The sequence below is a fragment of the Bifidobacterium sp. LH_730 genome, from assembly GCF_056355835.1.
This window is the reverse complement of record NZ_JBKETB010000001.1, coordinates 412,505-437,480: the sequence shown is the minus strand read 5'-3', so window position 1 is coordinate 437,480 and position 24,976 is coordinate 412,505. Positions and strand designations below refer to the sequence as shown.

The window sequence follows — 24,976 nt, the reverse complement described above, 5'->3', positions numbered from 1 at the left end:
TCTGGTTCCTCCAAGTGCCGACGCTTTTTGAGGGTTCTTGGCGCTCCGTCGTATTCTGTTGGTTGTTTTGGGCTTCTGTTGGTGGATGAGCGCGGAATCTGCGAAACCACTCGGACTGGAACTGGCGGAATTCCGGGGTTTTGGATTGCCAACGGAAGCGTGGCCGCGCGGGACATTGCCAACAGAACGCCAAAACAGCCAACAGAATCTCCCTCGGACATCCCGTGACGTCCCTTTGCCGGCATCTGGCGTCCATGCCGTCGTGCCGTCATGCTGTGGCCGGGTGCCGCATCCTAAGGGGCTTACGGGAAAGGCCGGTCCGTTCCACGGAGGAACGGACCGGCCTTCGTTCAATCAGGTTTTTCTACGCTTTGCGGAAATCCGTCACGTAGACGGGGTTCGCCTCGATGGATTCGAGCGAACCGATGATCCGTTCGACGTTCTCGGAGCGTGCGGCCATCGCGGACTCGACGTTCACATTCGCTCCCTCCTTCAGCGGCGTGATCACCAGCGTGAGCCTGTTGCCGTTGGCGGCCAGCAGTTCGGCGCTGTCGCGCAGGCCGACCTCCCACACATCGCCATTGGCGAAGTTGTCGCTGATCAACGTGTTGCCGCAATACAGCCAGCCGATGTCGCCGGAATAACGGATCCTGAGCATCACATCGGACACGCCCGCTCCGCCCGCCTCGACGGTCTTCACTCCATCCAACGCGGCGGACGGCAGCTCGATGACGTGCCGTAGGTCGTTGACGTGATGCACCGTCACTTCGATGTCACGGGGCTCAAGGTCGCGGCGGTCGGTCGCAAGATATCCCGTGGGCATCGTCGTCACTTCGATGGAGGCCGAGCGAGACTCGACCCTGACCCCGCCATCCGCCATGGCCCAGGCGTCCGAGTCTTGGCTGGCGAAGGCCAATGCCTCTCCGTTGAGCACGCTCATGCGGTCCGCCAGCGCGCGGCTGACGCACACCACATCGACAGTAGCCGCGTCCTTGCCGGCTCCGGCTCGCACGGTGAATCGCTCGCATTCCAACGACCCATCCACGCGGCGCACCATGCAGCCCTCGTCGGCTCCGGTGACGTCCGTTCCGCCGTCAACATGCGTGCCGGCCGCGAAGGCGAATCGTGCGTCGTCCATGCCCTCGGGGCGGAGGAACACGAAAGTGCGATGGTCGGCGCCTGGCATGCGGATGACGGTGACCGGCTGCATGGTCGCGTGCCGCAGCGTCACGCCGTCGAGGTCGAGGTCGAAAGGCAGCACGCAGTTCTCATCGGCGGCAAGCCCGATGCCATCGATGGTGATCCCAGAACCGTCGGACAAGGTCAGCGACACCGACTCGCCATGCTTGGCATGCGTCGTGGCGTGATCCTGGAAGTTGTTGATGAACACGAAGCCGCGCGTCCCATCGGTGCGCACGCACCAGCGCAGCGTGTCGAGATCGGCGGGGTCAATGCGCTCCTGTCCTTCCGGAACCGCCACCCGCATCGGGCACAGCGTGTCGGCGAAGGCCTGCGTGAACAGGTGCAGCGACTTAAGCCGGCGATAGGATTCGCGCACCTGCCCGAATTCGCCGATGGCCGCCTGGAAATCATAGGAGCGCTTCGGTGTCTGGCCCTCGTTGAGATAGACGCCGTGCCCCAACGGATTGGTGCCGCCGTGGAACATGTAGTATCCGAGCACATTGCAGCCTGAGGCGATCTTGATATTCGCCATCGCGTCCACCGATTTCAGCGGCAGGATGAAGCGGTAGTTGTAGGAGGAGAACATGCCTCCGCCCATCTCGCAGCAGGCATAGGGGCGTTCCTCCGGCGGATAGGTCGGGTCGAATTCCTCGCCGCGCGGGCAATCCGCCGCATGGAAATTGCGGTAGATGAACTCGTCGGTCAGCGGATGCTCGGTGGCGTTGTCGCCCTGCCAAGGCTGGAAGAAGAGCCACGGGCGGTAGGCATATCCGCCCCAGAGCGGCAGCACATCGTCCGGCAGCGGAGAGCCGCCCCAGCCGGTGCAGGTGTAGAACGGCACCGCGATGCCGGCCTCGGCCGCGATCGAGCGCAGCGCCTCCATATAGGCCATGCCGTCCGCGCCGACCGGCAGCCATTCGTCGCTGATGCCGGTGGTCATCTCCCACGGGGCGGTCGAATGCATGTATTCGTTGTCAAGCTGGGCGCCGATGATCGGCCCGCCGTCCTTGAAATAGAGCCCCTCAAGCTGCTCGGCGATGCGGGCGTAGAGTTTGCGCGCGAGGTCGAGGAAACTCGGGTCGGTGGAACGGACCTCGAAGGGCTTGGCGTGCAGCCAGTCGGGGATGCCGCCGTTGCGCACCTCGCCGTGGTCGAAGGGGCCGAGGCGCACGATGGCATGCATGCCATGCCTGCCGATGAGCTCGATGAAGCGGCGCAGGTTCTTGTTGCCGGAGAAATCCCACTCGCCCTCGCGCTCCTCGTGATGGTTCCAGAAGATATACGTCGACACGACCGTGATGCCGGCCGCCGCCATCTTGCCGAGCTCATCGTCCCAACGGTCGTCCGCGAGACGGGAATAGTGGCATTCGCCGCACACGCCGAAGACCGGATGCCCGTCCTCGGTCATGAAATAGTTGGTGAAATCGATGTCATGGCCGTCGGGATCGACCGCGTTCCCCTCGATGGCGATGGGGAACCGATGGATGTCCTTGGGGGCGAGCCCGGCGAGATCCAAGTGGTTCGGCATTGATGCTCCTTGCTTGCAGGCGCGGCTCCGCGTCGATGCCGCGCCTGCCTTGATGGTGCGATTATTTTTCAGCAATAGGATACGATGCGTTTCCTTGTGTACGCATCGTCCAGTTGCCCAATGGTGTAGAAAAAATGCCGTCCATTTCACGCCGTCCGCCGCAGTCGATACGCCTGCTTGGGGCTGCGTGCGGGTTCGGTGCGTTCGATGACGCCATCCGCCAGCAGTTTGCGCAGACGGTAGGTCGCGGTGGATCGCGGCAGTCCCAAGGCTTGCGCCGCATCCGGGGCTTGGACCGGCTCATGCTCGGCGATGAAATGCAGCAGCGCCAACTCGGCGGGGGAATAGCGGGACAAGTCCGCGGCGCTGATTCCGCCGGGCCATGCAAGGTCGTCGATCTCGTCGAGGGGAGAAGGGCGCTGGCTTGGCAGACGGTAGATGCGGGCGCTGCCTTCGCCGCCGTATTCCGGAAGATGCCGCCCGGATGCCGGTGATATGTTCTGTGACGTCCCCAAACGCCGAACATTGCTATGGAAAGTGAGTGCGAATGACGAAAGGCTGTCCTTCGCCTCGGGGCGGCCATTGCCATTGCGTTCCGTTAGTGCGGTCATGAGCTGGAATCCCGTGCCCCGGTTCTCGGCGACGTATCCGTCGCGGAACGGCGTGATCTCCAGCAGTGCGGACAACGTCATATTGCGTGTGGCGGAGACGCCGCTTTCGCCCAGCGTGTCAACGGTCACGCCGCCGTAGAGGCCGCCGGGGCTCAACACTTCCAGTCGGTCGGCGAACATATTGACCTGCACCTGCGCGCCCTGGGCCATGGGGGAGTAATCGCGGTGCATGATGGCGTTGACCACGGCCTCGCGCACCGCGTCGGGCGGATATTCGGGCAGGTCCCGTCGATATCCGTCGACCAGCACGCCGCCCACGCGCATATTGCGCTGCACGCGGTCGAGGATGTCGGCGAGGATGTCGGCGATGGGGCCGACCGCAGTGAGCGCATCCGAGTATTTCACGCCTCGCGCATCCGCCTTCGTGCGCCCCGGATAGAAGGCGAAAGTGACATTGAGGCGTGGAAAATATTGCTGTGGGAATGTCCCGAGTGCCAGCAATCCCGCCAATGTGGGGCGCAGAACGCCGAACTCGTCGGCGCGCAGGACTCCAAGCGCTTGCAAAGCGGCGTCATCGTCCAGCGAAGCGAAGATGCGGGGACGGCTGGCTCGTTGGCGCTCGAGTATCCCCGCCATGAGATCGTCCCGAAGATCGGCTTTGGTCGCGTCCTCCACAATGCGTTGGTCGTGGCGGGGCTGGCGGCGTTCCTCCATCAGACGGTCGATCTCATATCCGGTGAGTCTGCGGTCTCCATCGCCGACTCGCACATAGGAGCCGTTGTAGGCGCCGCGAGAGGTCACATAGCAAGGCTTGTCCAACGGATTGAGTTCCGGGATCGTGGCGACGACGACGGGGCTTCCCTCGAACATCAGCACTTCGATCAGCGGTTGGATGGCGGGCGTGAGCTTCTGCCGGCAAGCCTGGGCGAGGGCGTCGGCAATCGGCTGCGCCTGAAAGCCTTCGGCTGGATGAAATCCCAAGCGCTCGGACACTCCGAGCACAATGACGCCGCCCGAGCCGTTGGCGAAGGCGGAGATCGTCTCGACCATGGTCCTCGGCAGTCCGCCCACGGCCTCTTTGACCTCCACCTGCTGTGAATCCGATGAAGCGAGCCTCATGTCGCGCATCATCCGCGCCAATCCCATCGCGTCCATGTGTCCCTTCCCTGAAAACATAATAAATACATGTCAATCATAACAAACATGTTTAATATGTTGGGTGTGCGAGCAATGGATGCCTGGTGTTTCTTGTGGGTGTCAAATAGTGCGTTCGGGGAGGTGCTGATGCCAAAGCGATGAGGCCAGTATTGAATGATGGCTATTTTCTGTGGTTTTAAGACTGAGGAAGCCGTGAATATATGGAGAATGTGGTGTTGTTGAGCGAATGGTACGAGCAACTTCTCTCTATCCAAGAGCAATTTCCCATGTTTTGTGAGGCCGGTTCTGTCCTACTCTGGTAGAGATGCACTGTATTTTGCAAAGACGACGAAGAGATCATGTCCTTGTTCAGGTCGCGGCATCTCAAGGAGGAGACATGGAGCGTGCCGATGGAGCGTATCGACGGATCGTGCAAGGGAGCACTGATATGACTGATATGACAATCGATTTGAGCGGGCGGTGGATGTGCCGTCTGGATTCGGAGGACCATGGGCTGGCGGAGCGCTGGCAGGGTGCCGATGCATGGCGGGTTGCGGATGACGGGGCCGGTGAGATCGGTGGCGCGGCGGAATCTCCGATGGTTCCGTTCATTGTGCCGGGGACGGCTGGAGCCAATGGCCTTGGCACGGCCTATGAGCCGCCGGAACCGTTGGCGGTGAACGAGGAATGCATGCAATCGCTGCGCCAGCGGCATGATTACCTCGGCGCGCTGTGGCTGGCGCGCTGGGTCGATATGCCTGCCAATATTTCCGTCGGGGCGTGCGCCGAGCTGTTCCTTGAACGCGTGATATTCGGCTCGATGGCTTGGCTCGACGGCCACTATGTTGGCGAGGACGACAGCCTGGCCACGGCGCATCGGCATGACCTGACCGACTTCGTTCGCCCCGGTGCGCGCCAACTGCTTGTCGTGCGCATCGACAACCGCGATCTCAAACGCCTCGGCACGTGGGGCAGCTCCTACACCAACGAGACGCAGTCGATCTGGAATGGCATCGTCGGCGAGGCTTCGCTGCGGTTCCGTTCTAGCGCCGTGAGCGATGTGCAGGTGTTCCCCGATGTCGCCGCGAACGCGTTGACCGTGCGATTCGACCTCGGCGCTTCCCACGGCGCTGTGCCCTCGACGATATCCGTCGTCGTCCGTGACTCGCAGGGCTCCGTCGTGGCAGAGCTTGCCGATGCGCCCGTGCAAGCCGGGCACAATGCGATTCGGGTGTCTGCGCCCGGTCTTGAACCATGGAACGAATTCCATCCCACGCTATACACGCTCACGGTCGGCGATGCCGAGCCCGTGCGTTTCGGCATGCGCACTCTCGCATCCGGGCCGGACGGTCTGACCATCAACGGGCGCGGCATGTTCCTGCGCGGCAACGTCGAATGCTGCGTGTTCCCCGAAACCGGGTTCCCGCCCTGCGACGAGGCCTCTTGGGAACGCATGTACACCAAGCTCAAGGCGCTCGGCTTCAACCATGTGCGCTTCCACAGCTGGTGCCCGCCCGAGGCCGCTTTCGCCGTGGCGGACCGCATGGGGCTCTATCTGCAGGTCGAAGGCCCGGTCTGGCTGGATGCGTGGTTCGACGATCAGGTCGGATCCCACGCCGAACACTACGGATTCATCCGAAGCGAACTGTGTCGCATTGTGCGCGACCATGCCAATCATCCGAGCTTCTGTCTGTTGGCCTGCGGCAATGAGCTCAGCGGCGATTTCACGCTGCTTGAGGACATTCTGCGCGAGTTGCGCGAACAGGACGGCCGCGTGCTGACGACCCTCACCTCGAACACCGTCGACTTCGACCGAGCGCCGAGCGATGTGGACGACTGCTATGTCGGCGTCTCCTACGAGCGCAAACCCATCCGCGGCCAATATGACCTCGACGGCATGGTCGGCGGCACCGCGCTCGCCTACGATCCGGCCGTCGCCGCCGCGCCGTTGCCGTTGGTCTCGCACGAGGTCGGCCAATACGTCGTCTTCCCGGATATGAAGGAGATCGATGATTACACCGGAACCCTCGAGCCGGTGAATCTCACGGCCGTGCGCGCCGACCTCGAAGCCAAGGAACTGCTGCCGTTGGCCTCCGAATTCACCCGTGCCTCCGCGCATCTGGCGCAGGCCATGTATCGCGCCGACGTCGAATCCATGCTGCGCACCCGGGGGCTGGCCGGCGTGCAGTTGCTGTCGTTGCAGGACTTCCCGGGGCAGAAAACCGCCACCGTCGGCCTGCTCAACGGGTTCTGGCAGGAGAAAAGCGACGAACCCATCGATTTGCATTGGGGGCCGGTGACGCCGCTGGCCATCATGGACCGGCTGCGCTATCGGGCGGGCGAAACGCTGCATGCCGATATCAAGGTCAGCAACTTCGGGCCGTGCGACCTGCCGGCCGGACGATGGGATTGGAGCCTTGTCCCCGTCCTCGGCGATGGTTCGGACGATGCGGATGCCGCGCCCGTCGCCGCCGGTTCATTTGATGCGCCGGCCATCGCGCAGGGGCGCCTATCCGACGTCGTCGGCACGATCGACGTGCGGCTCGACGGATGCGCGGACCGACGCCTGCGGCTTACTGTCCGCGACGGGCGGGGGAGCGCCGCCAACAGCTGGGATGTCTGGGTCTTTGGCATGGAAGATGCGACTGGGGACGAGGGCGGGACCGGCTTCCGTTCCCTGCTCGCCGACGATATCGTCGTGTCCACCTGGTTCGACGACGATATCCGCGCCGCGCTCGACGGGGGACGCACCTGCGTCGTCCTCGCCGATCCGAATGCCATGCGCGTCGACCCGGCCGGCGGCGAGTTCTTTCCCGTGTTCTGGAGTCCGATGCATTTCCCGAGCGTGTCGCCCTGTGGCATGTGGTGCGAGGCCGGTTCCCCGGCGTTCGCCGGCTTCCCGACGGGCCGATACGCCGACCTCAACTGGAAGGATCCGCTCGAGCATTCCTTCTCGATGGACATCACGTCGCTGCCGCGCGATTTCCGTCCGCTGACGACCGTGGTGCCGAACTTCGCGACGATCGCTTGGCGCACGAATATGTTCGAATGCCAGGTCGGCGAGGGGCGCCTGTTCGTCGTCTCCATCGACCTCGATTCCGGCCTGCCGTCGGTGCGCTCGCTGGCCCGCAGCCTCGCCGCACATATCAACGACCGCGGTTTCGTGCCGGAGCAGAGGCTTGAGGCCGGTCAAGTGGCGGACCTCTTCATCGATCCGGAAGGTCCCGAGGCACAGGCGCGCGGCCGCCTCAGCATCGACGCCCTGCGCATCCCGCGCGACATCCCCGAGTGACGGATTGGAGTCGGCTTCGATGAGTCACTGACGTCAGCCTTCATCCGAGAAGTGCGCCGAGTCCCATATGGAATTCGGCGCACTTCGCCATTCAGGGCCTTTCGCGGCCCTTTCACGCTGAGAACCGCCAGCGGATCGTCATGCGGCGGCGCTCGCCGGCCCCGAGCAACGGGGAGGGCGTGGCGCCGCCGTGTGTGTCGTTGATGGCGTTGGGCACGAAGCTGGGCTCCAGTGCGATGCCGGCCGAGGGGCCATAGGCCATGCTGTTCCGGGCGGGGATGTGGTCGAAGAAACCGGCGGAATAGAGCACCAGCGCCGGAGCATTGCAGCTGAGCTCCATGCGGATGCCGCTGCGCTCGCCGGCCAGGGTGGCCATTGGGAAGGGAGTGGCGGCACTGGCCGCATAGGCGCGAGCGAAATCATAGACATGGTTGTAGCCGCGGCCCATCACGAGTTGAGAGTCGGTCAGCGCGCTGAGGAAGTCCGAGCCGTCGACTGTTTCCTGTGCGGCCTCGTGCATCTTGTCCGTGTTTTCCGCGATATCGCGGAAGATGTCGTCTCCGCTGCTGTTGCCATCGCGCCCCAGCATCGCGTCACGCAGCCTCCGCCCCTCGCGCAGGTCAAACGGCGTGCCATCGACCGGCACCGGTTCGAGCGGCAAAAACGTCTCGTCGCTGGGGGAACACACGTCCCGCGTTCACGCGCAGCGTGTGCCCGAGCGCGCTGCGACCGTCGCCATTGAGATTCCAATAGATATGCGAGGTGGGATTCCACACCGTCGCGCAATCGGTCTGCGCCTCGATGGTCAGTTCCAGCGTGCGCCCGCCGACCAGCGCATAGGTCGCCTCGACCCGCAGCGTGCCGGGGAAACCTTGGCTCAGATGCGGGCTGGTCAACCGCAATGTCACGCGGTCCGCGGCCAGCGTCTCCTCGTCGATAATCCAATCCTCATGCTCGAAACCATGCGGCCCGCTATGGCTGTTGTTCGGGCCGTCGTTGGCGGCGAGCGGATATTCCTTGCCGTCGATCACGCACCGCGCCCCGGCGATGCGCCCGGCATTGCGGCCGACCACCGCGCCCATGCACACGGCATCGTTGCGATATGCCGCCTCGTCGGCCAATCCCAGCGCCACATCCACGGGTCGTCCGTCCGCGTCCGGCACCGTCAGCGACGCCAACCTCGCGCCGTGGGCGAGGATGCGCGCCGTCATATCGTCCGATTGCAAGGTCACCGCGTGCATGCCGGTGCGGCGCTTCGCGTCCATGCCCATATCCGCCTGCCTTCCGTCAGTCCATGGGGTATTCGTGAGCCTAACACGTCCGTCCTGCCGCAGGGGAGCCGCGCATTGCATAGGATTGCGCGATGATATAGGAATATTGCCATGTCTTATATGGCATATCCCGTCGAAAAGCCTTGACAAAGCTGAGTTACGCTAGACTTAGGTACACAGGATGCGTGTCATTCCTGCTGTGCCTTTTGCGAAACGGAGGTCGCTCATGAAACCGGCCGAACATCATATCGACGTCGAACAATCGGATTTCGTCATCCACATGCCCTCCGCCATCGCGCGCCGCACCTTCCTCTATCTGCTGCGCTCCGGCGAATTCAGCTACGAACCGGGATATCGCCTCGAACGCAACACCTTCGACAGCTTCCTCGTCATGTATGTGCGTTCCGGCTCGCTTGACATCAGGGTTCCGGCTGGCTCCTTCCGCGCCAAGGCCGGTGATTTCGCGCTCGTCGACTGCTATGACCGGCACTCCTATGGCACCGACGAGCCCACCGACGTGCTGTGGATGCATTTCGACGGGACGATGGCGCGCGCCTACGTCGACCTCATCACCGCTAAACTCGGCCCCGTCTTCAGCCTGCGCAACCCCAACTATGCGATCAGCCGCATGCAGCGGATCGACGAACTGGTGCGGGAGAAAACCGGTTTATCCGAGGCGCGCATGGCCAAATACATCACCGATGTGCTGACCGAATTCGCCGCCGAACAGGAGCCCGGCGCGCCCGCCCGCCAATCGCAGGCCATCGAGGACTCCATCGCCTACATCTCCGCGCATCTGTCCGAACCGCTGACCGTCGAGGAACTCGCCGCCCGCGCGTTCGTGAGCGAATACCATTTCATCCGCGTGTTCAAACGGGAGACCGGCACCACGCAGCACGCCTACATCGTCGACGCGCGCATCCACGCGGCCAAATACCTGCTGGTCAACAGCGACGCGCCATTGAAGCGCATCTGCGAGCAGTGCGGCTTCTCCTCGACCTCGGTGTTCTGCGCCTCGTTCAAGCGCAAGGTCGGCACTTCGCCGCTCGACTACCGCGAAAGGAACCGGGGATGAGCGGCGCCATGCTCACGCTGCCGATGCCCGCCGCGGTGCTCTTCGATATGGACGGCACATTGGTCGATACGGACGGACTCTGGCTGGCCGCGGAACGCGGACTCTACCGCGAATGCGCGGCTGGTGGGGGAGCGCTGCCCTCCGCGAATCTGCCGGCCGAGGCCGAACGTGCGTTGGAAGGCGCGAGTCTGCCGGAATGCGCCCGCGTGCTGCGCGAGGCCGGGGTCGATCTGCCGGCGAAGGCCATCGAGGAACGATTGGTTGCGTCCGTCGAACGCGAGTTGACCGGCAGCGCCATTCCTTGGGCCGATGGCGCGATTGCGTTTCTGGACCGGCTGATTGCGGCGGACGTGCCTTCGGTGCTCGTCACCGGCACGCCCATGCGCATCGTGAGGCATGTGCTTGCCTTCGCGCCGGCTGGTGCCTTTTCCGCCGTGGATGGGACGACGCTGGCCATCACCGGCGACAGTCCGCTGCCCGCCAAGCCCGCGCCGGACCGATACCTCGAGGCCGCGCGCATGGCCGGGGCTCCCATCGAACGCTGCCTGGTCGTGGAGGATTCCGGCACCGGCATCCGCGCCGGGCTTGCCTCGGGAGCGCGGGTCGTGGCGCTGACCGCGTTGGCGCGCACCCCGGCTCCGTCGGATCCGCGGTATCGGCGCGTCCGTGACTTCACCGAGCTGAGATTGGGCGATTAGAGCCCGGCGGCGCTCCCGCGCTCCTTGGGTGCGTTTGATACCATCGAACGGCGCGGCGATGTCGCACGCAACGGCGTAAGAAAGGATCCCCATGCCGGTCTATGAGGTCGTCCCCGTGTCCAGTCTCGAGAAGATCTTCCCGGACTCCGATCCCTCCGCCTGCGACTCGCTGGGCGTCGTCCAAGGACTGACCGGTGAGACGGTCTCCTTCCAACTCGCCTATCGCGTGCGCCGAGCCGGTGCCGCGCCCCGCATCGACGACACGACCGCCCGCGTCGAGGTGGCCGGCGCGCTCGCCGAACGCGTGCGTCTGCGGGCTGTGCGCGCCGTGCCGGTCGAGTTCGCCGCATATCCGCACTCCGACGACGCCTTCATATCCCATGATCCGGGGCTCTACCCAGACCTGCTCCAGGACACGGACGGACTGGTGGGCGGTGTGCCCGGGCTGTGGCGCTCGCTGTGGATCGACGTCGAACTGCCGGATATGGCGGATACGGCGTCCGGCGACAGCGTGCTGTCCTTCGCCTTCGTGCCGCTCGGGGAGGGGGAGAGAACCCACGTCGACGTGACGGTGCGCCGCATTCCCGCCGCCTTGCCCGAGCAGACGCTGATGCACACCGAATGGCTGCACGCCGACTGTCTGGCGCAGTATTACGGCGTTCCGGTGTTCAGCGAGGAGCATTGGCGCATTCTCGAGAATTTCATCTCCCTCGCGGTGCGCCGCGGCATGACGATGGTATACACCCCGCTGTTCACGCCTCCCCTTGACACGGTCGTCGGCGGGGAGCGTCCGACGACCCAGCTGGTCGGCGTCGAGCGGCACGGGGACGACTGGTCCTTCGACTTCGCGCTGTTCGAACGGTGGGTGGCGATGTGCCGGCGCCGCGGCGTGCGTTGGTTCGAAATGAGCCACCTGTTCACGCAGTGGGGCGCGGCGCACAGCCCCAAGATTGTCGCGCTCGTCGACGGCGTCGAACGCCGCGTCTTCGGCTGGGACACCGACGCGACCGACCCCAGGGGAGCATATGCGGCTTTCCTCGCGGCCTTCCTGCCTGCCCTCGACCGCGAGCTCAAGACGCTTGGCATCGCCGGCGACACCGTCTTCCATATTTCCGACGAACCGAACGCCGACAACCTGGACACCTATCTGAAAGCCAAGGCGATCGTCGCCCCGCATCTGAAGGACTACCGGGTGATGGACGCCCTGAGCCACATCGAGTTCTACCAAAGCGGCGCCTGTGAGCATCCGGTGCCCGCGGCCGATGCGATCGAACCCTTCGTCGAGGCCGGCGTCGAGGGCCTGTGGACCTATTATTGCTGCGCCCAGTCGCGCGACGTGCCCAACCGCTTCATGGCGATGCCCTCATGGCGCAATCGTGTGCTCGGATTCCTGCTCTACGCCTACGATCTCGCCGGATTCCTGCACTGGGGATACGACTTCTACAACACGCAGTATTCGATGCGCCCGATCAACCCCTACGTCGAGCCGGCCGGGCCGGAGGGATTCCCCGCCGGCACGCATTCCTCGTCTACCCGGGGCGCGGGGGCATGCCCGAGGAATCGATACGTGGCATGGTCCTCGCGCAGGCGATGAACGATCTGAGGGCCTGCCGCCTGTTGGAGTCGCTCAGGGGACGCGAATTCACGCTCGCGCTGATCAACGAGGGCTTGGACGAGCCGATTCGCTTCGCGCATCACCCGCATTCCGCCGCATGGCTGTTGGACCGGCGGCGCGCCGTGGATGAGGCCATCGCCGCCGCATTGGCATAGCCGGCTGCCGCGCCGTGCGATGACAGTGCCCATGGCGCGGCAGCCGGCCCGCGGACGGTGACCGGTGACGGCCGATGAACTTGAGACGCCTCAGACGCGTGCCCCGTCGTCGAACTCGTCCTCGCGCGTCTGGGTGTGTCCCTTGTGCTGGACGATGAGACCGGCCGCGCCCAGCAACGCCGCCACTCCGAATATCGTGCCCAGCAGACCGGTGAGCATCGGCACGAACACCGAGGCGATGACGCCCGCGATGCCGGCGACCAAAAGGATCCAGAACACGAGCTTGGAGCCTTTGACGCGGCCGATCTGTGGATTCGGCGGCACGAAGTCATCGCCGTATCGGTCCATCACATCGTCGGTGTCCAGCCAGCTCGAACCGGTGAAATCGCGCGGGCCGCGGGATCTGCCTCCGCCGGCGAAGGCATCCGAGGTGAGGTCATTGACCGACAGCAGCGCCTCCTTCTCCTTGCGCTCCGCATGACGCTCGAAACGACGGGCCGAGGAGGAACCGGCCACATCCTTGAGGTCGTCCCTGTGCCCGGCCTCGAACGCCGCCCACGCCGCGTCGAGATCGTCGCCGGCGCCCATCCCCGGCGTGGGACGCTCCTGCGGTTCGTTGCCGTTGCTATTGTTGAGGTCAGTCATAGGCACCACTCTAATCAGGCGTGAGGGCAATTGCGCCGGGGAAGGAAGCGCTACAGTGCTGTACTGGTTCTTCGTCAAGGGATTCGGCTGGCTCGCCCGACTGCGCCTGGGGCCCACCGCCAAGGGACTTGAGAACGTGCCGCGCGAAGGCGGCGCCATCATCGCCGCGAACCATCTGGCGGTCATCGACGACGCGCTGATTCCGATCACCTGCCCGCGCATGGTGCATTTCATGGGCAAGGCCGAATACTTCGAGGGCAAGGGCTTGAAGGGCCGCTTCAAGAAGTGGTGGTTCAGCTCCGTGGGCGTCTTCCCCGTGGACCGCTCCGGCGGCAGCAAGTCGCTCGGCGCCTTGGCGCACGCCCGCGAGATCATCGAGGACGGACACCTCTTCGGCATCCATATCGAGGGCACGCGCAGCCCCGACGGCCGACTCTACAAGGGGCACACCGGCGTGGCCAAGCTTGCCTTGGAGACCGGCTGCCCGATTGTGCCGGTCGCCATCATCGGCTCCGACAAGCTGCAGCCGGTCGGCACCGTCGTGCCGAAGAAAGGCAAGACCCAGGTCATCTATGGCCGTCCGATCGAGGTCGAGGCCAAGAATCCCAAAGCTATCACGCATGACGACCTGCGCTCGCTGACCGACCGGATCACCGCCGCCATCGCCGCGATGAGCGGTCAGGAAGTCGTCGACGAATACGCCCAGACGGTCAAGGCCCGACTCAAGGAGCAGGCGGCGAGCCGCGATTCCGAAGGAAACGCATAAGCGCAGCGCGCGAGGCGGACGAAGATGAAGCCCTGTGGGCTTCCGTGCCGCCGGAGCCATCCTTATACGCAACCTCTAGGTGTCCACAACCCGTCACATAGCGTCACGACACTCAGAATAACGGCGTGTTGTTCTGAAATTTGTTCCACTGACGGGCACTCAGCGGCACAAACTTCAGAACGATGGTGTGTCGTTCGGAAATTTGTGCCACTGACACCGAACGCTAGAGCAGCGACGCGTACATCTTCAGCGTGACGACGGTAGGCTTGCCGTTCTCGTCGCGCAGCCTCACCACGCTGCCGCCCGAGGGGTTCTGGGAGGCCACGGTCTTGTCCTTGGAGCTGTCCAGCGTGATCTTGGCCTGCTCGTCGATGCTCACCGTGAAGCCCAGCTGCTCCAGCGCCGACTTCGCGGCCGAGGCCTTCTGCCCCACGTAGTTCTGGATCGTCACGGTTTCCGGGCCCTTGGAGACGACCACATCCACGCTGTCGCCCCATTTGAGCTGCGCGCCGGCCTGCTGCGAGGCCGAGATGACCTGTCCGGCCGGGATCTTGTCATCGAACTGCTCGGTGATGTTGGCCGTGAGCTTGTTCTCGTCGAAGGCCGCCTGCATGTCGTCGCGTGATTTGCCCACCACATCCGGCATGCTCACCGGCATCGGTCCCTTGGAGAGGATCACGGTGATCGCCTCGTTGTGCTTGAGCCTTGCCCCCGGCTCCTGGTCGATGGACACCAGCGTGCCCTCCGGCTTGTCGAGCGAATACTCCTCCTTGGCCTCGTCCCGCTTGACGTTGGTGAAGCCGGCGCGCGTCAGCGCACCGATCGGATCCTTGCCGTTGGTCGAGTTGGGATCCGTGATGTCCTCGGGAATCGTCGCCATCCGCACGCCCCGGGAGACGGTGACGACGACCTTCTCGCCGTTGCGTTTGCCCACGTGCGCGCCCACATCGGCCGGATCGGTTTTGATGATGCGTCCCTTGGCGACGTCATCGCTATAGGCTTGCCTGACCTGATATGGAATGGCCGCCACATCAAGCGTGGATTTATAGGATTGCCAATCCGCGTCCGTGACCGGGCATGCCTCGCCGTCCGCGCAGTCGATGTCGGTCGGCTGCGGCAGCGTCCAATAGCTGCCCGGACCGAGGTAATACCACCACGCTCCGCCGCCTCCGCAGGCGCCGAGCGCGAGTACGACGGCCAAGGTGATGGCCAGCGGCTTTTTCCAGCGCTTCGCCGGTTTATCGGGGGAGCCACCCGGAGTGCCCGGAATATCGGGGGAGGAAAGGCCGATAAGGCTGGTGGCATTCGTGCCGTCGCCGGCCAACGTGATGGCCTGCGTGGCGGCCGCGGGACCGTCCGCCGGCATGGTGCGCGTCATCTCGACCTGCGGCGCGGGCAGCGTCTGCGTGGCCGAGGGATCGGCGGAAGAGGCGGCTTCCTCCGCAAGGAATGCCGGCACATGCCCAAGCGTCTGCGTGGCCGCTGGCTCGTGCGGCGGCACGGGGGCCGCTCCCGCCATCGTGCGCGTCGTATCATCCGCGTCGGGATCGGAGGCTGCGCCGACCGTGCCATTGCCCGAAGGCTCCAGACGATATTTCCACGCCTCCATATCCAGCGTGCCGCTCAACCGGCGCAGCTCCTCGTATGCGGCTGAGGCGTCGGCCGGGCGCGCCCCGACCTCGCGCGCGGTCAGATGCGCGATGAAGCCCGCCACCCCGGCGTCGATCCCGGGGAAGGGGCCGGTCACCGACGGCACATCCTCGTGGACGTGCTTGAACACGAGCGTCACCGGGTTGTCGGAGACGAAGGGCACCTGCCCGGCCAGCATCTCCCAGGCCATGATGCCCACCGAATAGAGGTCGCCCTGGGGCGTCGCCTCGTTGCGCTCGATCATCTCGGGCGCGAGGTAGGCGGCGGTGCCGAGCAGCATGCCGGTCGAGGACAGCGTCGCCTGCGAGGCCGCCTTGGCCAGCCCGAAATCGGTGATCTGCACATGCCCGCGGTCGTTGATGAGGATGTTCTCGGGCTTGATGTCGCGGTGCACGACGCCGGCGTGGTGCGCGGCGGCGAGTCCGTCGAGCGTCTCCATGACGATGCGCAGCGTCTCGCGCACACTGAAGGTGCCCTGCGTGTTCATCTCGTGCCGCAGGTTGACGCCGTGGACGTATTCCATGACCAGATAGTCCAGGCCGTTGAATTCACCGGTGTCATAGACCTGCACGATATGCGCGTTGGCGATGGCCGCCGCCGACTTCGCCTCGCGACGGAACCGTTCGACGAACTGGTCGCGGTGCGGGCCCCGCGCCAGCTGCGTGTGCATGACCTTGATCGCCACGGTGCGGTCCAGCCGTTCGTCGACGGCCTGATAGACCGTGGCCATGCCGCCTTCGGCGATTCTGCGGACGATGCGATACCGTCCCTCGATCGTCTGCCCCACGGGCGCGTTCGCGGCTTCACTCATAGTCTCTTGCATGGCCTTATGTCACGGGTTCCACTGATTCCCTGCCCAGTCTACACGCGGAGCCGGTGGCACGGGTGCGCCTTGCTGCGCGGTTTCTGTGAGGGTTTGGCCGGTCCGGGGCCCGGAATCATCTCGGGCGCGCGTCGTCCGGGATGAAACGCGCGCAGGCGCCGGTCAGCAGCGCCTTGCCCGCATCCGTCAGAGCCATGGAGTCGATGGCGGTCCGCGCCTCGTCCCACAGCCCCGCGATGCGTCGTCTCGATGCCGCGATCGCGCCGGTGGAGGCGAAGAGGTCCATGACGCGGCGCACCTGCGCCTCGTCGCGTTCCGGGGCCGTGAAGGCGTCGGTCAGTTCTGCGCGCCCGCCTCTGTCCGCCGCGCCAAGGGCATCCGCCAGCAGCACGGTGCGCTTGCCTTCGCGGATATCGCCTCCGACCGGTTTGCCGGTCGTCTTGCTGGAGCCGGTCACGTCGAGCAGATCGTCGGCCAGTTGGAATGCGATGCCCAGCGGCGTGCCGACGGCGAGGGCCGAGCGCCGCGCCTGACCGGTTTCGACGCCGGCGGCGAGCAGCCCCAGTTCGATGGGCATGATCGTCGTATAGCTCGCGGTCTTCCAACGGAACACATTGAGCGAGGCGTCGGCCAGCGCGGCCGGGTCGTCGAGCGGCGTCATCTCCACCGCCAGGTCGAGCACCTGGCCGAGCTCCACCTCGCGGTGCATGGTCAGGAAAGCCGGGACGATGCCCGCGCCGCCGCACGGCTCCGAGAGACGGCTGGCCGCGTCCACGGCGATTGACACGCTGGCCGTGGCCAGCAGGTCGCCCAGCATGATTCCCAGTCCCCGGCCGATCGAAGCGCTGCCGGTGGCGCTTGCGAAGGCCCGGTGCGCGGAGGGCTTGCCGCGGCGCAGATCGGATTCGTCGATGATGTCGTCATGCACCAGCGCCGCGGTCTGGAACACCTCGATCGCGCAGGCCAGGTCAAGCATCGCTTCATGCGAGTTTGCGGAACCTTCGGCGGCATCGTATGCGGCCAGCGCCAGCAGCGCCCGCAGTCGTTTGCCGCCTTCGCTCGAGGCGATGGCCTGTTTGGTCACCGCCGCCATCGTCGGAGCGCAGGCATCGGCCACCCGCCCGCCGTCCGGAACGCGCGCATGATGATCCACCAGAGTGGCGATGCGTGCTTCGATCAGGTCCAGGTCCGTTGCGTCGGTCATGGTCCTAAAGTTATCCACAAGATTTTCGAATCGCAAGAACCGCGTGGTTCCAACGAAAACAAGCCTCCGACCACAATGGCCGTTTTTCCTTGCGTTCGAGGGCCGGCGTCGGGCATACTCGGGACGCGGCGCGCGGAAGGCGTCCGCACGATGGTCCGTTCCGGGCCGTCGGAAGCGATCTTGAGGTCAAGGAGGACCCGATGGAACAGGACAACGATATGGACATGAAGACGCGTGCCCGGCATGCGGATGGCCAGACGGACGGCCGGCGCGCCGCGGGACGGAGACGAAGGGAACGTCATGCGGCGCCGGGGAAGGCGCCGGAAACCGTGCGCATGCCCGCCGACGATCCCTTCGACGAAGAGACGATGGAGACGATGGCACGCGAGTTCCGACACGATAGACGGGCCAACGGCCCCGGTCGGGCGGACGCGGATTGGTCCCTCGTGCCGATGGACGAGTGGCTGGGGCATCTCACGGGCTGTTCCTCGGCCATGGAGGACGAGACTCTGGCGGCGCTTGTCGTCGTCATGACCGAGACGCTGTCGATGCGCGACGCGCTGATCCTGTCGATGATCGCCGATGGCGAGTGCGATCGCGAGGAACTGCTTGGCTTCGTGGCGCGTCCGCACGATCCGCTGTGCAAGCGGCGCATGCATCTGCTGCTGTCCGAGGGCTTCGACGATCCGTTGCGCGCGCCGGACGAGGAACGCTGCCGCCTGGGCATCGACCTGCTCGGTCATGCGGCCGTCCGCGCACCGGTGCGTTTCGCCGTGCAGCCGCTCGCCGTCGTCGCCTATGTGCTGTGGTGGATGGGAGACGGCCGTGCCGTCGAGGCGTCCTTGCAGTGCCTGGCGTTGGACGGGGAATGTTCGCTTGCGGCGATTGTGTTCGCGGCGGCGCACCGGGGAGCATGGCCGGCGTGGTGCCGTTGACGGGGTCCTGTCGCTCGGGTGCGGGAATGGAGAGGGGAATAATCGTCCGCGTCAGATGGTTTACTCTCATAGTTGACGATTTGCCCTTGCCAGAAGTGCGCCCATATGATATGGCGTTTCTGACAGGAGCCCATGCAGGAGGTTGAGTTTGGCCACCAAGGAAACCAAGGCTGCCGATACCGAGGCGGAGACCGCCAAGAAGACCACCGCGCGCAAGTCCGCCGGCAAGGCGTCGGCGAAGAAGACCGCCGCCAAGAAGAACGCCCCGAAGACGGCCAAGGCCTCCAAGTCGGAGAAGACGGCCAAGATCGAGGATCCGACGGTCGACGACCAGGAGCTTCAGGAGGACGAGGATCTCGACGAGCCCGTCGGGGAGGATCTGGACGAGGACCTCGACGACGTCGACTCGGACACGGATGCGGACGAGGACCTCGACGATCAGGACGAGGACTCCGACGAGGATGCCGAGCCCGAGGACGACGACGAGGAGGAGTCCAAGCGCAAGGAGCCCGAGACCCCCAAGGAAAAGGGCGCCTTCGTCGTGCGCGACGACGATGACGACGACAACCTCACGCCGTCGGGCAATCCGAAACGCCGTGTGATCGCGGCCGGCGCCACCGCCGATCCTGTCAAGGACTATCTCAAGCAGATCGGTCGCGTGAGCCTGCTGAACGCCGAGCAGGAGGTCGATCTCTCCGAGCGCATCGAGGCGGGCCTGTATGCCCAGCATCTGCTCGACACCGAGGGCGAGGGCATGGAGTTCGCCCGCCGACGCGAGCTCAAATGGGCCGCCAACGACGGCAGGAAGGCCAAGGACCATCTGCTCGAGGCCAACCTGCGCCTCGTCGTGTCGCTGGCCAAGCGATACACGGGCCGCGGCATGCTGTTCCTCGACCTGATCCAGGAAGGCAACCTCGGCCTGATCCGCGCCGTCGAGAAGTTCGACTGGAAGAAGGGCTTCAAGTTCTCCACCTATGCGACGTGGTGGATCCGCCAGGCCATCACCCGCGCCATGGCCGATCAGGCGCGCACGATCCGCGTGCCCGTGCACATGGTCGAGGTCATCAACAAGCTGTCGCGCGTGCAGCGCCAGATGCTGCAGGACCTGGGCCGCGAGCCCACGCCCGACGAGCTGGCGCGCGAGCTCGACATGCCTGTCGAGAAGGTGCAGGAAGTGCAGAAATACGGCCGCGAGCCGATTTCGCTGCACACCCCGCTTGGCGAGGATGGCGATTCCGAGTTCGGCGATCTCATCGAGGACACCGACGCCATCGCGCCCTCCGACGCGGTTGCGTTCTCGCTGCTGCAGGAGCAGTTCAAGCAGGTGCTCGAGACCCTGTCCCCGCGCGAGGCCGGCGTCATCAAGATGCGTTACGGCCTTGAGGACGGCCAGCCCAAGACCCTCGACGACATCGGCCGTGTCTATGGCGTGACGCGCGAGCGCATCCGCCAGATCGAGTCGAAGACCATGTCGAAGCTGCGCCACCCGTCCCGCTCCCAGACCCTGCGGGACTTCTTGGATCAATGATTGGCGGATGTCCTCCCTCTGATGAGGGAGGACATATTGGATTCATTCGTATATAGATAGGTGATCATGCCCACAGAAGAATACGGCGCGAAGGATCTTGCGGTCCTCGAAGGGCTGGACGCGGTGCGCAAGCGCCCCGGCATGTACATCGGCACCACCGATTCGCAGGGCCTGATGCACTGCCTGTGGGAGATCATCGATAATTCCGTCGACGAGGCGCTTGCCGGCTTCTGCGACGATATCGTCGTCACGCTGCACACCGACGGTTCGATCACCGTGGCCGACAACGGGCGCGGCATCCCGGTGGACGTCGAGCCGAAAACGCATCTGACCGGCGTCGAGGTCGTGATGACCAAGCTGCACGCGGGCGCCAAATTCGGCAATTCCTCGTATACCGCCGTCGGCGGCCTGCATGGCGTCGGCTCTTCCGTCGTCAACGCCCTGAGCTCCCGACTCGATGTCGAGGTCGATCGCGGCGGCAAAACGTATCATATGGCCTTCCATCAGGGCCATCCCGGCATTTACGATGATCCGGTCGGCGAGGACGGCGCGCCCCTGCGCGCGCCAGGCAACGCGTTCAAGCGCACGCGCAAGAACAAGCCCACCGAACTCGAGGTGATCGGCAAGGTGCCGCCCAAGCGCACCGGCACCAGGGTCACGTATTGGCTTGACCCGGAGATCTTCAACGAAACCGCCGAGTTCTCGTATGAGCAGCTCATCGAGCGCGTGCGGCAGACGAGCTTCCTCGTGCCGGGGCTGAAGATCACGGTTGTCGACGAGGCCATCGAAGCCACGGGCGATGCCGCCGTCGACGAGATGCGTGAGGTCGACGAGCCGGACGAGCGGGATTTTTCGACTGCGCTCGCTGACGCTCGCTCCGCTCAGCATGACGGTGATGCGGACGGTGACGTTCCTGTCATCCTGAGCGAAGCCGAAGGATCTCCTACCGTCCCTGACGATGCTTCCGCCGCTCCTGTCATCCTGAGCGAAGGCGAAGCCGGAGTCGAAGGATCTCCTTCCATCTCGGCCGAAGCCGTCTCCACCCCCGCCCACGCCCGCGTCGAGGAATTCCTGCATACCGGCGGCGTCAAGGACTTCGTCGACTTCCTCTCGAAGGGCGAGCCGGTCTCCGACATCTGGCGCATCCAGGGCGAGGACACCTACGAGGAGGAGACGCAGAGCGTCGGCGATGGCGGCGAACTGCACGCCGCCAAGGTGACCCGCACCTGCGGCGTCGACATCGCCTTGAGATGGGTGAACGGCTACGACACCGTCATGCGTTCCTTCGTCAACATCATCGAAACGCCCGGCGGCGGCATGCACGTCGACGGCCTGATGAACTCGATCACCAAGCAGGTGCGCAAAACCGTCGAGGCCAACGCGCGCAAGCTCAAGGTGAACCTCAAGGACTCCAACATGCGCATCGAGCGCGACGACATCATGGCCGGACTCGTGGCCGTCGTCACCGTGCGCATCGCCGAACCGCAGTTCCAGGGCCAGACCAAGGATGTGCTCGGCACCGCGCAGGTCAAACCTATCGTCACCAAGATGTCCGACCAACAGTTCGGCGAGATGATCACCGGCTCCAAGCGTGGCTTCAAGGATCAGTCGGGCCGTGTGCTCGAGAAGATCGTCGGCGAGATGCACGCGCGCGTGCAGTCGCGCAAGGCCAAGGAGGTCACGCGGCGCAAGAACGCGCTTGAATCCGCCTCGATGCCGGCCAAGCTCTCCGACTGCCAGCCGGGCAACGACGATGTGGCCGAACTGTTCATCGTCGAGGGCGACTCGGCACTCGGCACCGCCAAGGCCGCGCGCAACGCCGGCTTCCAGGCGCTGCTGCCGATCCGAGGCAAGATCCTCAATGTGCAGAAGGCCTCGATCACGCAGATGCTGGCCAACAAGGAATGCGCGGCGATCATCCAGGTCGTCGGCGCGGGTTCCGGCGCGAGCTTCGACATCGAGCAATCGCGCTACCACAAGGTCATCATGATGACCGATGCCGATGTGGATGGCGCGCATATCCGCATCCTGCTGCTCACGCTGTTCTATCGCTATATGCGGCCGCTGATCGAGCATGGCTACGTCTACGCCGCCGTGCCGCCGCTGCATCGCATCGCGCTGACCGGCCCGCGCAAGGGGCAATACATCTACACCTATTCCGACGACGAGTTGGCCGACAAGCTGGAAGAGCTTGATGCGCAGCATATCGGCTACGCCGAGGACATCCAGCGATACAAGGGCCTGGGTGAGATGGACGCCGACCAGTTGGCGGACACCACGATGGATCCGCGCACTCGCATGCTGCGGCGCATCCGCATGGAGGACGCCGCGCAGGCCAGCGAGATCTTCGACCTTCTGATGGGCGACGACGTGCCGCCGCGCAAGGCCTTCATCGTCGACAATGCCGACGATTTCGACCGCTCCAAGATCGACACCTGATGCAATCGGCCGTCTGGTTTACGGCCGCCGCGGAGGAACGGGGACGGAGACAATGCGCTTCCGTCCCCGTTTTCATATGCAGAGGATATATCGGTTTGCCAAAATATATCGAATAACAATATAATAATATTGTTATTCGATATATTGTAGGCAAAGGAGGCCGTAATGGATGTCCGTGAAATTGCGCCTAGCCCATCCGTCGTCGCCGCGCTCAGGGTGTTTATTGTGGCGGGGGAGCTGCTGTGTGTGGCGGGGCAGTGGATGCTGTTCCCGTTGTCCGCGGCGGTGGTCGAGGTGGCGCCGGAAACCATGCCCGCCCTGTGGCCGTATCGCGTCGCGGGACTGCTCGGCATCCTGTGCGTCGAAATCGCCTTGGCCGCGCTGTTCTCGCTTCTGGCGATGGTCGAGCGCCGCGATGTCTTTTCCGAGCGTGCGGTGCATTGGGTCGATCTCATCATCGGCTGCGCCGTGATGGAAGGGGTGTTGGCGTTCGGCGTGCTGGCGGTGGGCCTGTTCTGGAGTCCGCGCGCCGTCGACCCCGTGACCGGCGTCGAGTTTGGCGCGAGTCTGATGATGCCGGCTGTTGCGTTGGGATTGGTTGCCGTGGCGGCGCTTGCCGCGGCGTTCGTCATGCTGATGCTTGTCATGCGTTCGCTGCTGGTGCAGGCCACGGCGCAGCGGCGAGAACTGGATGCGGTGATCTGATGGCGATTCGTGTGAACCTCGATGTGATGCTCGCCCGCCGCGGCATGGGGGTGGGGGAACTTGCCGAACGTATCGGCATCACCCCGGCCAATGTGTCGATCCTCAAGAACGGGCGCGCCAAGGCCATCCGTTTCTCCACGCTTGACCAGATCTGCCGCGTGTTGGAATGCCAGCCCTCCGACCTGTTGGAGTGGGTGTCGGAGTCAAAGGAAGATCTCGGCTGACCGACCGGTTGGTAGTCTAGGGGATGGTTTAACTTACCTAAGTAAAGAATATACCGTGTGGCGGCATCGAAGGCCGATGCCCGCCCATAACACAGGGGAGTGTGCCGATGGTCAACCTTCTGCTCGCCGTGATCTATATGGCGTTCATCTCGCTCGGTTTGCCTGACGCGTTGCTTGGTTCCGCGTGGCCGACGATGCATCAGGAGTTCGGCGTGCCCATCTCGTGGCAGGGCGGAATCTCGATGATCATCTCCGCCGGCACGATCATCTCGGCGCTGCTGAGCGACAGGCTCACGTTGCGGTTCGGCGCGGGGCGCGTGACCGCCGTGTCCGTGGCGATGACGGCGGTGGCGTTGATTGGCTTCTCGGTCAGCCCGAACTACTGGCTGCTGCTGCTTATCGCCATCCCCTATGGCTTGGGCGCGGGTGGCGTGGACGCCGCCCTCAACAACTATGTCGCCGTGCATTATGAAAGCCGGCATATGAGCTGGCTGCACTGCATGTGGGGCCTTGGCGCCTCCGCCGGCCCCTACATCATGGGATTCGCGCTGTCCGTCGGCCAGGGCTGGCAGTGGGGATACCGCTATATCGGCATCATCCAGGTCGTGCTCACCTTCCTGCTCTTCCTCTCGCTGCCGTTGTGGAAGAGCCGCAAGGGGGCGACCGTCGAAAGCGCTGCCACTTCTTCTTCCTCCTCCTCTGTCGCCGCGGGCGATGCCTCTGCCTCTTCTGTCATCCTGAGCGAGCAAAGCGAGTCGAAGGATCTTCCCGCCGCCCGCAAGCCCCTAGGCATCCGCGGAGTGCTTGCGATCCGCGGCGCCAAGGAAATCCTCATCATGTTCTTCTGCTACTGCGCGATCGAAAGCACCTGCTTCCTGTGGACCAGTAGCTACCTGGCCGTGGGCCGTGGCTTCGACACCGTCGCGGCCGCCAGTTGGGCCGGTGTGTTCTACCTCGGCATCACCGTGGGGCGCTTGCTGAGCGGTTTCATGACCATGCGCTTCGATGATCCGACCATGATCCGCATCGGACAGGCCCTGCTCCTCGCCGGCGTCATCGTGGTGCTGCTGCCGCTGCCGGGCATGGTGCCGGTGCTGATCGGCATCGGACTCATGGGCTTGGGCTGTGCGCCGATCTATCCGTGCGTCATCCACTCGACGCCGGGATATTTCGGCGAAGAGAACTCCCAGGCCATCGTCGGTGTGCAGATGGCATGTGCCTATACCGGCTCCATGCTCGTCCCGCCGCTGTTCGGCCTGATCGCCCAGTATGTGTCGATCGCCCTCTATCCGTGGTATGCGCTGGTGTTCCTTGCCCTCATGTTCGTCATGCACGAACGCCTGCGCAAGCTTCGCGGCTGATTCGCGTTCATCCTCCCTCTGATGAGGGAGGTGGCGCGCGAAGCGCGACGGAGGGAGAGGTCGCAGTTGCGCGCCGAGGAATTTCTCCCCCAGTCGGCTCACGCCGCCAGCCCCCTCTAGAGGGGGCATAGT

19 protein-coding genes are annotated in these 24,976 nt (G+C 64.5%); 12 read left to right on the top strand and 7 right to left on the bottom strand.

Features of this window, described 5'->3' with window-relative positions:
- Positions 1-364 precede the first annotated feature (364 nt).
- A complete protein-coding gene (locus AC1AUD_RS02130) occupies positions 365-2,710 on the bottom strand; it encodes a beta-galactosidase (RefSeq protein ID WP_476571603.1) in 2,346 nt (781 codons plus the stop codon).
- 146 nt (positions 2,711-2,856) lie between these two features.
- The gene (locus tag AC1AUD_RS02125) at positions 2,857-4,476 is read right to left on the bottom strand and encodes an ATP-binding protein (protein ID WP_476571601.1); all 1,620 of its coding nucleotides are present in this window, start codon (positions 4,474-4,476) and stop codon (positions 2,857-2,859) included.
- A 430-nt stretch (positions 4,477-4,906) separates the two neighbouring features.
- Here AC1AUD_RS02125 and AC1AUD_RS02120 point away from each other — a divergent pair, with 430 nt between their 5' ends.
- Positions 4,907-7,750: a glycoside hydrolase family 2 protein gene (locus AC1AUD_RS02120; protein WP_476571600.1), complete on the top strand. Its 2,844-nt coding sequence runs from the start codon at positions 4,907-4,909 to the stop codon at positions 7,748-7,750.
- Positions 7,751-7,862: 112 nt separating this feature from the next.
- On the opposite strand, the gene AC1AUD_RS02115 is transcribed toward AC1AUD_RS02120, so the two are convergent.
- Both AC1AUD_RS02115 and AC1AUD_RS02110 read right to left on the bottom strand, forming a co-directional pair.
- Entirely contained in the window at positions 7,863-8,411 is a 549-nt protein-coding gene (locus tag AC1AUD_RS02115) for an aldose epimerase family protein (RefSeq protein ID WP_476571599.1), read from the bottom strand.
- Positions 8,371-9,021, bottom strand: a complete 651-nt coding sequence (locus AC1AUD_RS02110) for an aldose epimerase family protein (protein WP_476571597.1) — start codon at positions 9,019-9,021, stop codon at positions 8,371-8,373. The genes AC1AUD_RS02115 and AC1AUD_RS02110 overlap by 41 nt, the downstream gene beginning before the upstream one ends.
- 226 nt (positions 9,022-9,247) lie before the next feature.
- Here AC1AUD_RS02110 and AC1AUD_RS02105 point away from each other — a divergent pair, with 226 nt between their 5' ends.
- The 4 genes from AC1AUD_RS02105 (at position 9,248) to AC1AUD_RS02090 (ending at position 12,564) form a co-directional block, all read left to right on the top strand.
- On the top strand, positions 9,248-10,096 hold the full coding sequence (locus AC1AUD_RS02105; protein WP_476571595.1) for an AraC family transcriptional regulator: 849 nt from the start codon (positions 9,248-9,250) through the stop codon (positions 10,094-10,096).
- On the top strand, positions 10,093-10,794 hold the full coding sequence (locus AC1AUD_RS02100; RefSeq protein WP_476571593.1) for an HAD family hydrolase: 702 nt from the start codon (positions 10,093-10,095) through the stop codon (positions 10,792-10,794). Before AC1AUD_RS02105 ends, AC1AUD_RS02100 begins: the two co-directional genes overlap by 4 nt.
- A gap of 91 nt (positions 10,795-10,885) precedes the next feature.
- Complete coding sequence (locus AC1AUD_RS02095; protein ID WP_476571591.1) at positions 10,886-12,388, top strand: glycoside hydrolase domain-containing protein; 1,503 nt, start codon at positions 10,886-10,888, stop codon at positions 12,386-12,388.
- Positions 12,367-12,564, top strand: a complete 198-nt coding sequence (locus AC1AUD_RS02090) for a hypothetical protein (protein ID WP_476571589.1) — start codon at positions 12,367-12,369, stop codon at positions 12,562-12,564. Before AC1AUD_RS02095 ends, AC1AUD_RS02090 begins: the two co-directional genes overlap by 22 nt.
- Positions 12,565-12,654: 90 nt before the next feature.
- On the opposite strand, the gene AC1AUD_RS02085 is transcribed toward AC1AUD_RS02090, so the two are convergent.
- The gene (locus tag AC1AUD_RS02085) at positions 12,655-13,209 is read right to left on the bottom strand and encodes a hypothetical protein (RefSeq protein WP_476571587.1); all 555 of its coding nucleotides are present in this window, start codon (positions 13,207-13,209) and stop codon (positions 12,655-12,657) included.
- Positions 13,210-13,264: 55 nt separating this feature from the next.
- Here AC1AUD_RS02085 and AC1AUD_RS02080 point away from each other — a divergent pair, with 55 nt between their 5' ends.
- A complete protein-coding gene (locus tag AC1AUD_RS02080; RefSeq protein WP_476571586.1) occupies positions 13,265-13,975 on the top strand; it encodes a lysophospholipid acyltransferase family protein in 711 nt (236 codons plus the stop codon).
- A 223-nt stretch (positions 13,976-14,198) separates the two neighbouring features.
- Here the strand turns inward: AC1AUD_RS02080 and AC1AUD_RS02075 are convergent, their stop codons facing one another.
- Together AC1AUD_RS02075 and AC1AUD_RS02070 are read right to left on the bottom strand one after the other, a co-directional pair.
- Positions 14,199-16,436, bottom strand: a complete 2,238-nt coding sequence (locus AC1AUD_RS02075; RefSeq protein ID WP_476571584.1) for a Stk1 family PASTA domain-containing Ser/Thr kinase — start codon at positions 16,434-16,436, stop codon at positions 14,199-14,201.
- A 127-nt stretch (positions 16,437-16,563) separates the two neighbouring features.
- Positions 16,564-17,652, bottom strand: a complete 1,089-nt coding sequence (locus AC1AUD_RS02070) for a polyprenyl synthetase family protein (RefSeq protein ID WP_476571582.1) — start codon at positions 17,650-17,652, stop codon at positions 16,564-16,566.
- A gap of 200 nt (positions 17,653-17,852) precedes the next feature.
- On the opposite strand from AC1AUD_RS02070, the gene AC1AUD_RS02065 reads away from it, so the two are divergent.
- The 6 genes from AC1AUD_RS02065 (at position 17,853) to AC1AUD_RS02040 (ending at position 24,844) form a co-directional block, all read left to right on the top strand.
- Positions 17,853-18,587, top strand: a complete 735-nt coding sequence (locus AC1AUD_RS02065) for a DUF4192 domain-containing protein (RefSeq protein WP_476571580.1) — start codon at positions 17,853-17,855, stop codon at positions 18,585-18,587.
- A gap of 148 nt (positions 18,588-18,735) precedes the next feature.
- Positions 18,736-20,115 (top strand): RNA polymerase sigma factor, encoded by a 1,380-nt coding sequence (locus AC1AUD_RS02060; RefSeq protein ID WP_476571578.1) that lies wholly within the window; start codon positions 18,736-18,738, stop codon positions 20,113-20,115.
- Between the two features lie 66 nt (positions 20,116-20,181).
- Positions 20,182-22,554, top strand: coding sequence for a DNA gyrase/topoisomerase IV subunit B (locus tag AC1AUD_RS02055; RefSeq protein ID WP_476571576.1), 2,373 nt, complete (start codon positions 20,182-20,184; stop codon positions 22,552-22,554).
- 165 nt (positions 22,555-22,719) lie between these two features.
- Positions 22,720-23,259 carry a DUF2975 domain-containing protein gene (locus AC1AUD_RS02050; RefSeq protein ID WP_476571574.1) on the top strand — a complete coding sequence of 180 codons (540 nt, stop codon included), beginning with the start codon at positions 22,720-22,722 and terminating at the stop codon, positions 23,257-23,259.
- A complete protein-coding gene (locus tag AC1AUD_RS02045) occupies positions 23,259-23,483 on the top strand; it encodes a helix-turn-helix domain-containing protein (protein WP_476571572.1) in 225 nt (74 codons plus the stop codon). The genes AC1AUD_RS02050 and AC1AUD_RS02045 overlap by 1 nt, the downstream gene beginning before the upstream one ends.
- A 107-nt stretch (positions 23,484-23,590) precedes the next feature.
- Positions 23,591-24,844: an MFS transporter gene (locus AC1AUD_RS02040; protein WP_476571570.1), complete on the top strand. Its 1,254-nt coding sequence runs from the start codon at positions 23,591-23,593 to the stop codon at positions 24,842-24,844.
- Positions 24,845-24,976: the final 132 nt, after the last annotated feature.

Coding starts and splice junctions, on each gene's coding strand:
- AC1AUD_RS02130 (WP_476571603.1), bottom strand. CDS start 2,710: ATGCCGAACCACTTGGATCTCGCCGGGCTCGCCCCCAAGGACATCCAT.
- AC1AUD_RS02125 (WP_476571601.1), bottom strand. CDS start 4,476: ATGGACGCGATGGGATTGGCGCGGATGATGCGCGACATGAGGCTCGCT.
- AC1AUD_RS02120 (WP_476571600.1), top strand. CDS start 4,907: ATGACTGATATGACAATCGATTTGAGCGGGCGGTGGATGTGCCGTCTG.
- AC1AUD_RS02110 (WP_476571597.1), bottom strand. CDS start 9,021: ATGGGCATGGACGCGAAGCGCCGCACCGGCATGCACGCGGTGACCTTG.
- AC1AUD_RS02105 (WP_476571595.1), top strand. CDS start 9,248: ATGAAACCGGCCGAACATCATATCGACGTCGAACAATCGGATTTCGTC.
- AC1AUD_RS02100 (WP_476571593.1), top strand. CDS start 10,093: ATGAGCGGCGCCATGCTCACGCTGCCGATGCCCGCCGCGGTGCTCTTC.
- AC1AUD_RS02095 (WP_476571591.1), top strand. CDS start 10,886: ATGCCGGTCTATGAGGTCGTCCCCGTGTCCAGTCTCGAGAAGATCTTC.
- AC1AUD_RS02090 (WP_476571589.1), top strand. CDS start 12,367: ATGGTCCTCGCGCAGGCGATGAACGATCTGAGGGCCTGCCGCCTGTTG.
- AC1AUD_RS02085 (WP_476571587.1), bottom strand. CDS start 13,209: ATGACTGACCTCAACAATAGCAACGGCAACGAACCGCAGGAGCGTCCC.
- AC1AUD_RS02075 (WP_476571584.1), bottom strand. CDS start 16,436: ATGAGTGAAGCCGCGAACGCGCCCGTGGGGCAGACGATCGAGGGACGG.
- AC1AUD_RS02070 (WP_476571582.1), bottom strand. CDS start 17,652: ATGACCGACGCAACGGACCTGGACCTGATCGAAGCACGCATCGCCACT.
- AC1AUD_RS02065 (WP_476571580.1), top strand. CDS start 17,853: ATGGAACAGGACAACGATATGGACATGAAGACGCGTGCCCGGCATGCG.
- AC1AUD_RS02055 (WP_476571576.1), top strand. CDS start 20,182: ATGCCCACAGAAGAATACGGCGCGAAGGATCTTGCGGTCCTCGAAGGG.
- AC1AUD_RS02050 (WP_476571574.1), top strand. CDS start 22,720: ATGGATGTCCGTGAAATTGCGCCTAGCCCATCCGTCGTCGCCGCGCTC.
- AC1AUD_RS02045 (WP_476571572.1), top strand. CDS start 23,259: ATGGCGATTCGTGTGAACCTCGATGTGATGCTCGCCCGCCGCGGCATG.
- AC1AUD_RS02040 (WP_476571570.1), top strand. CDS start 23,591: ATGGTCAACCTTCTGCTCGCCGTGATCTATATGGCGTTCATCTCGCTC.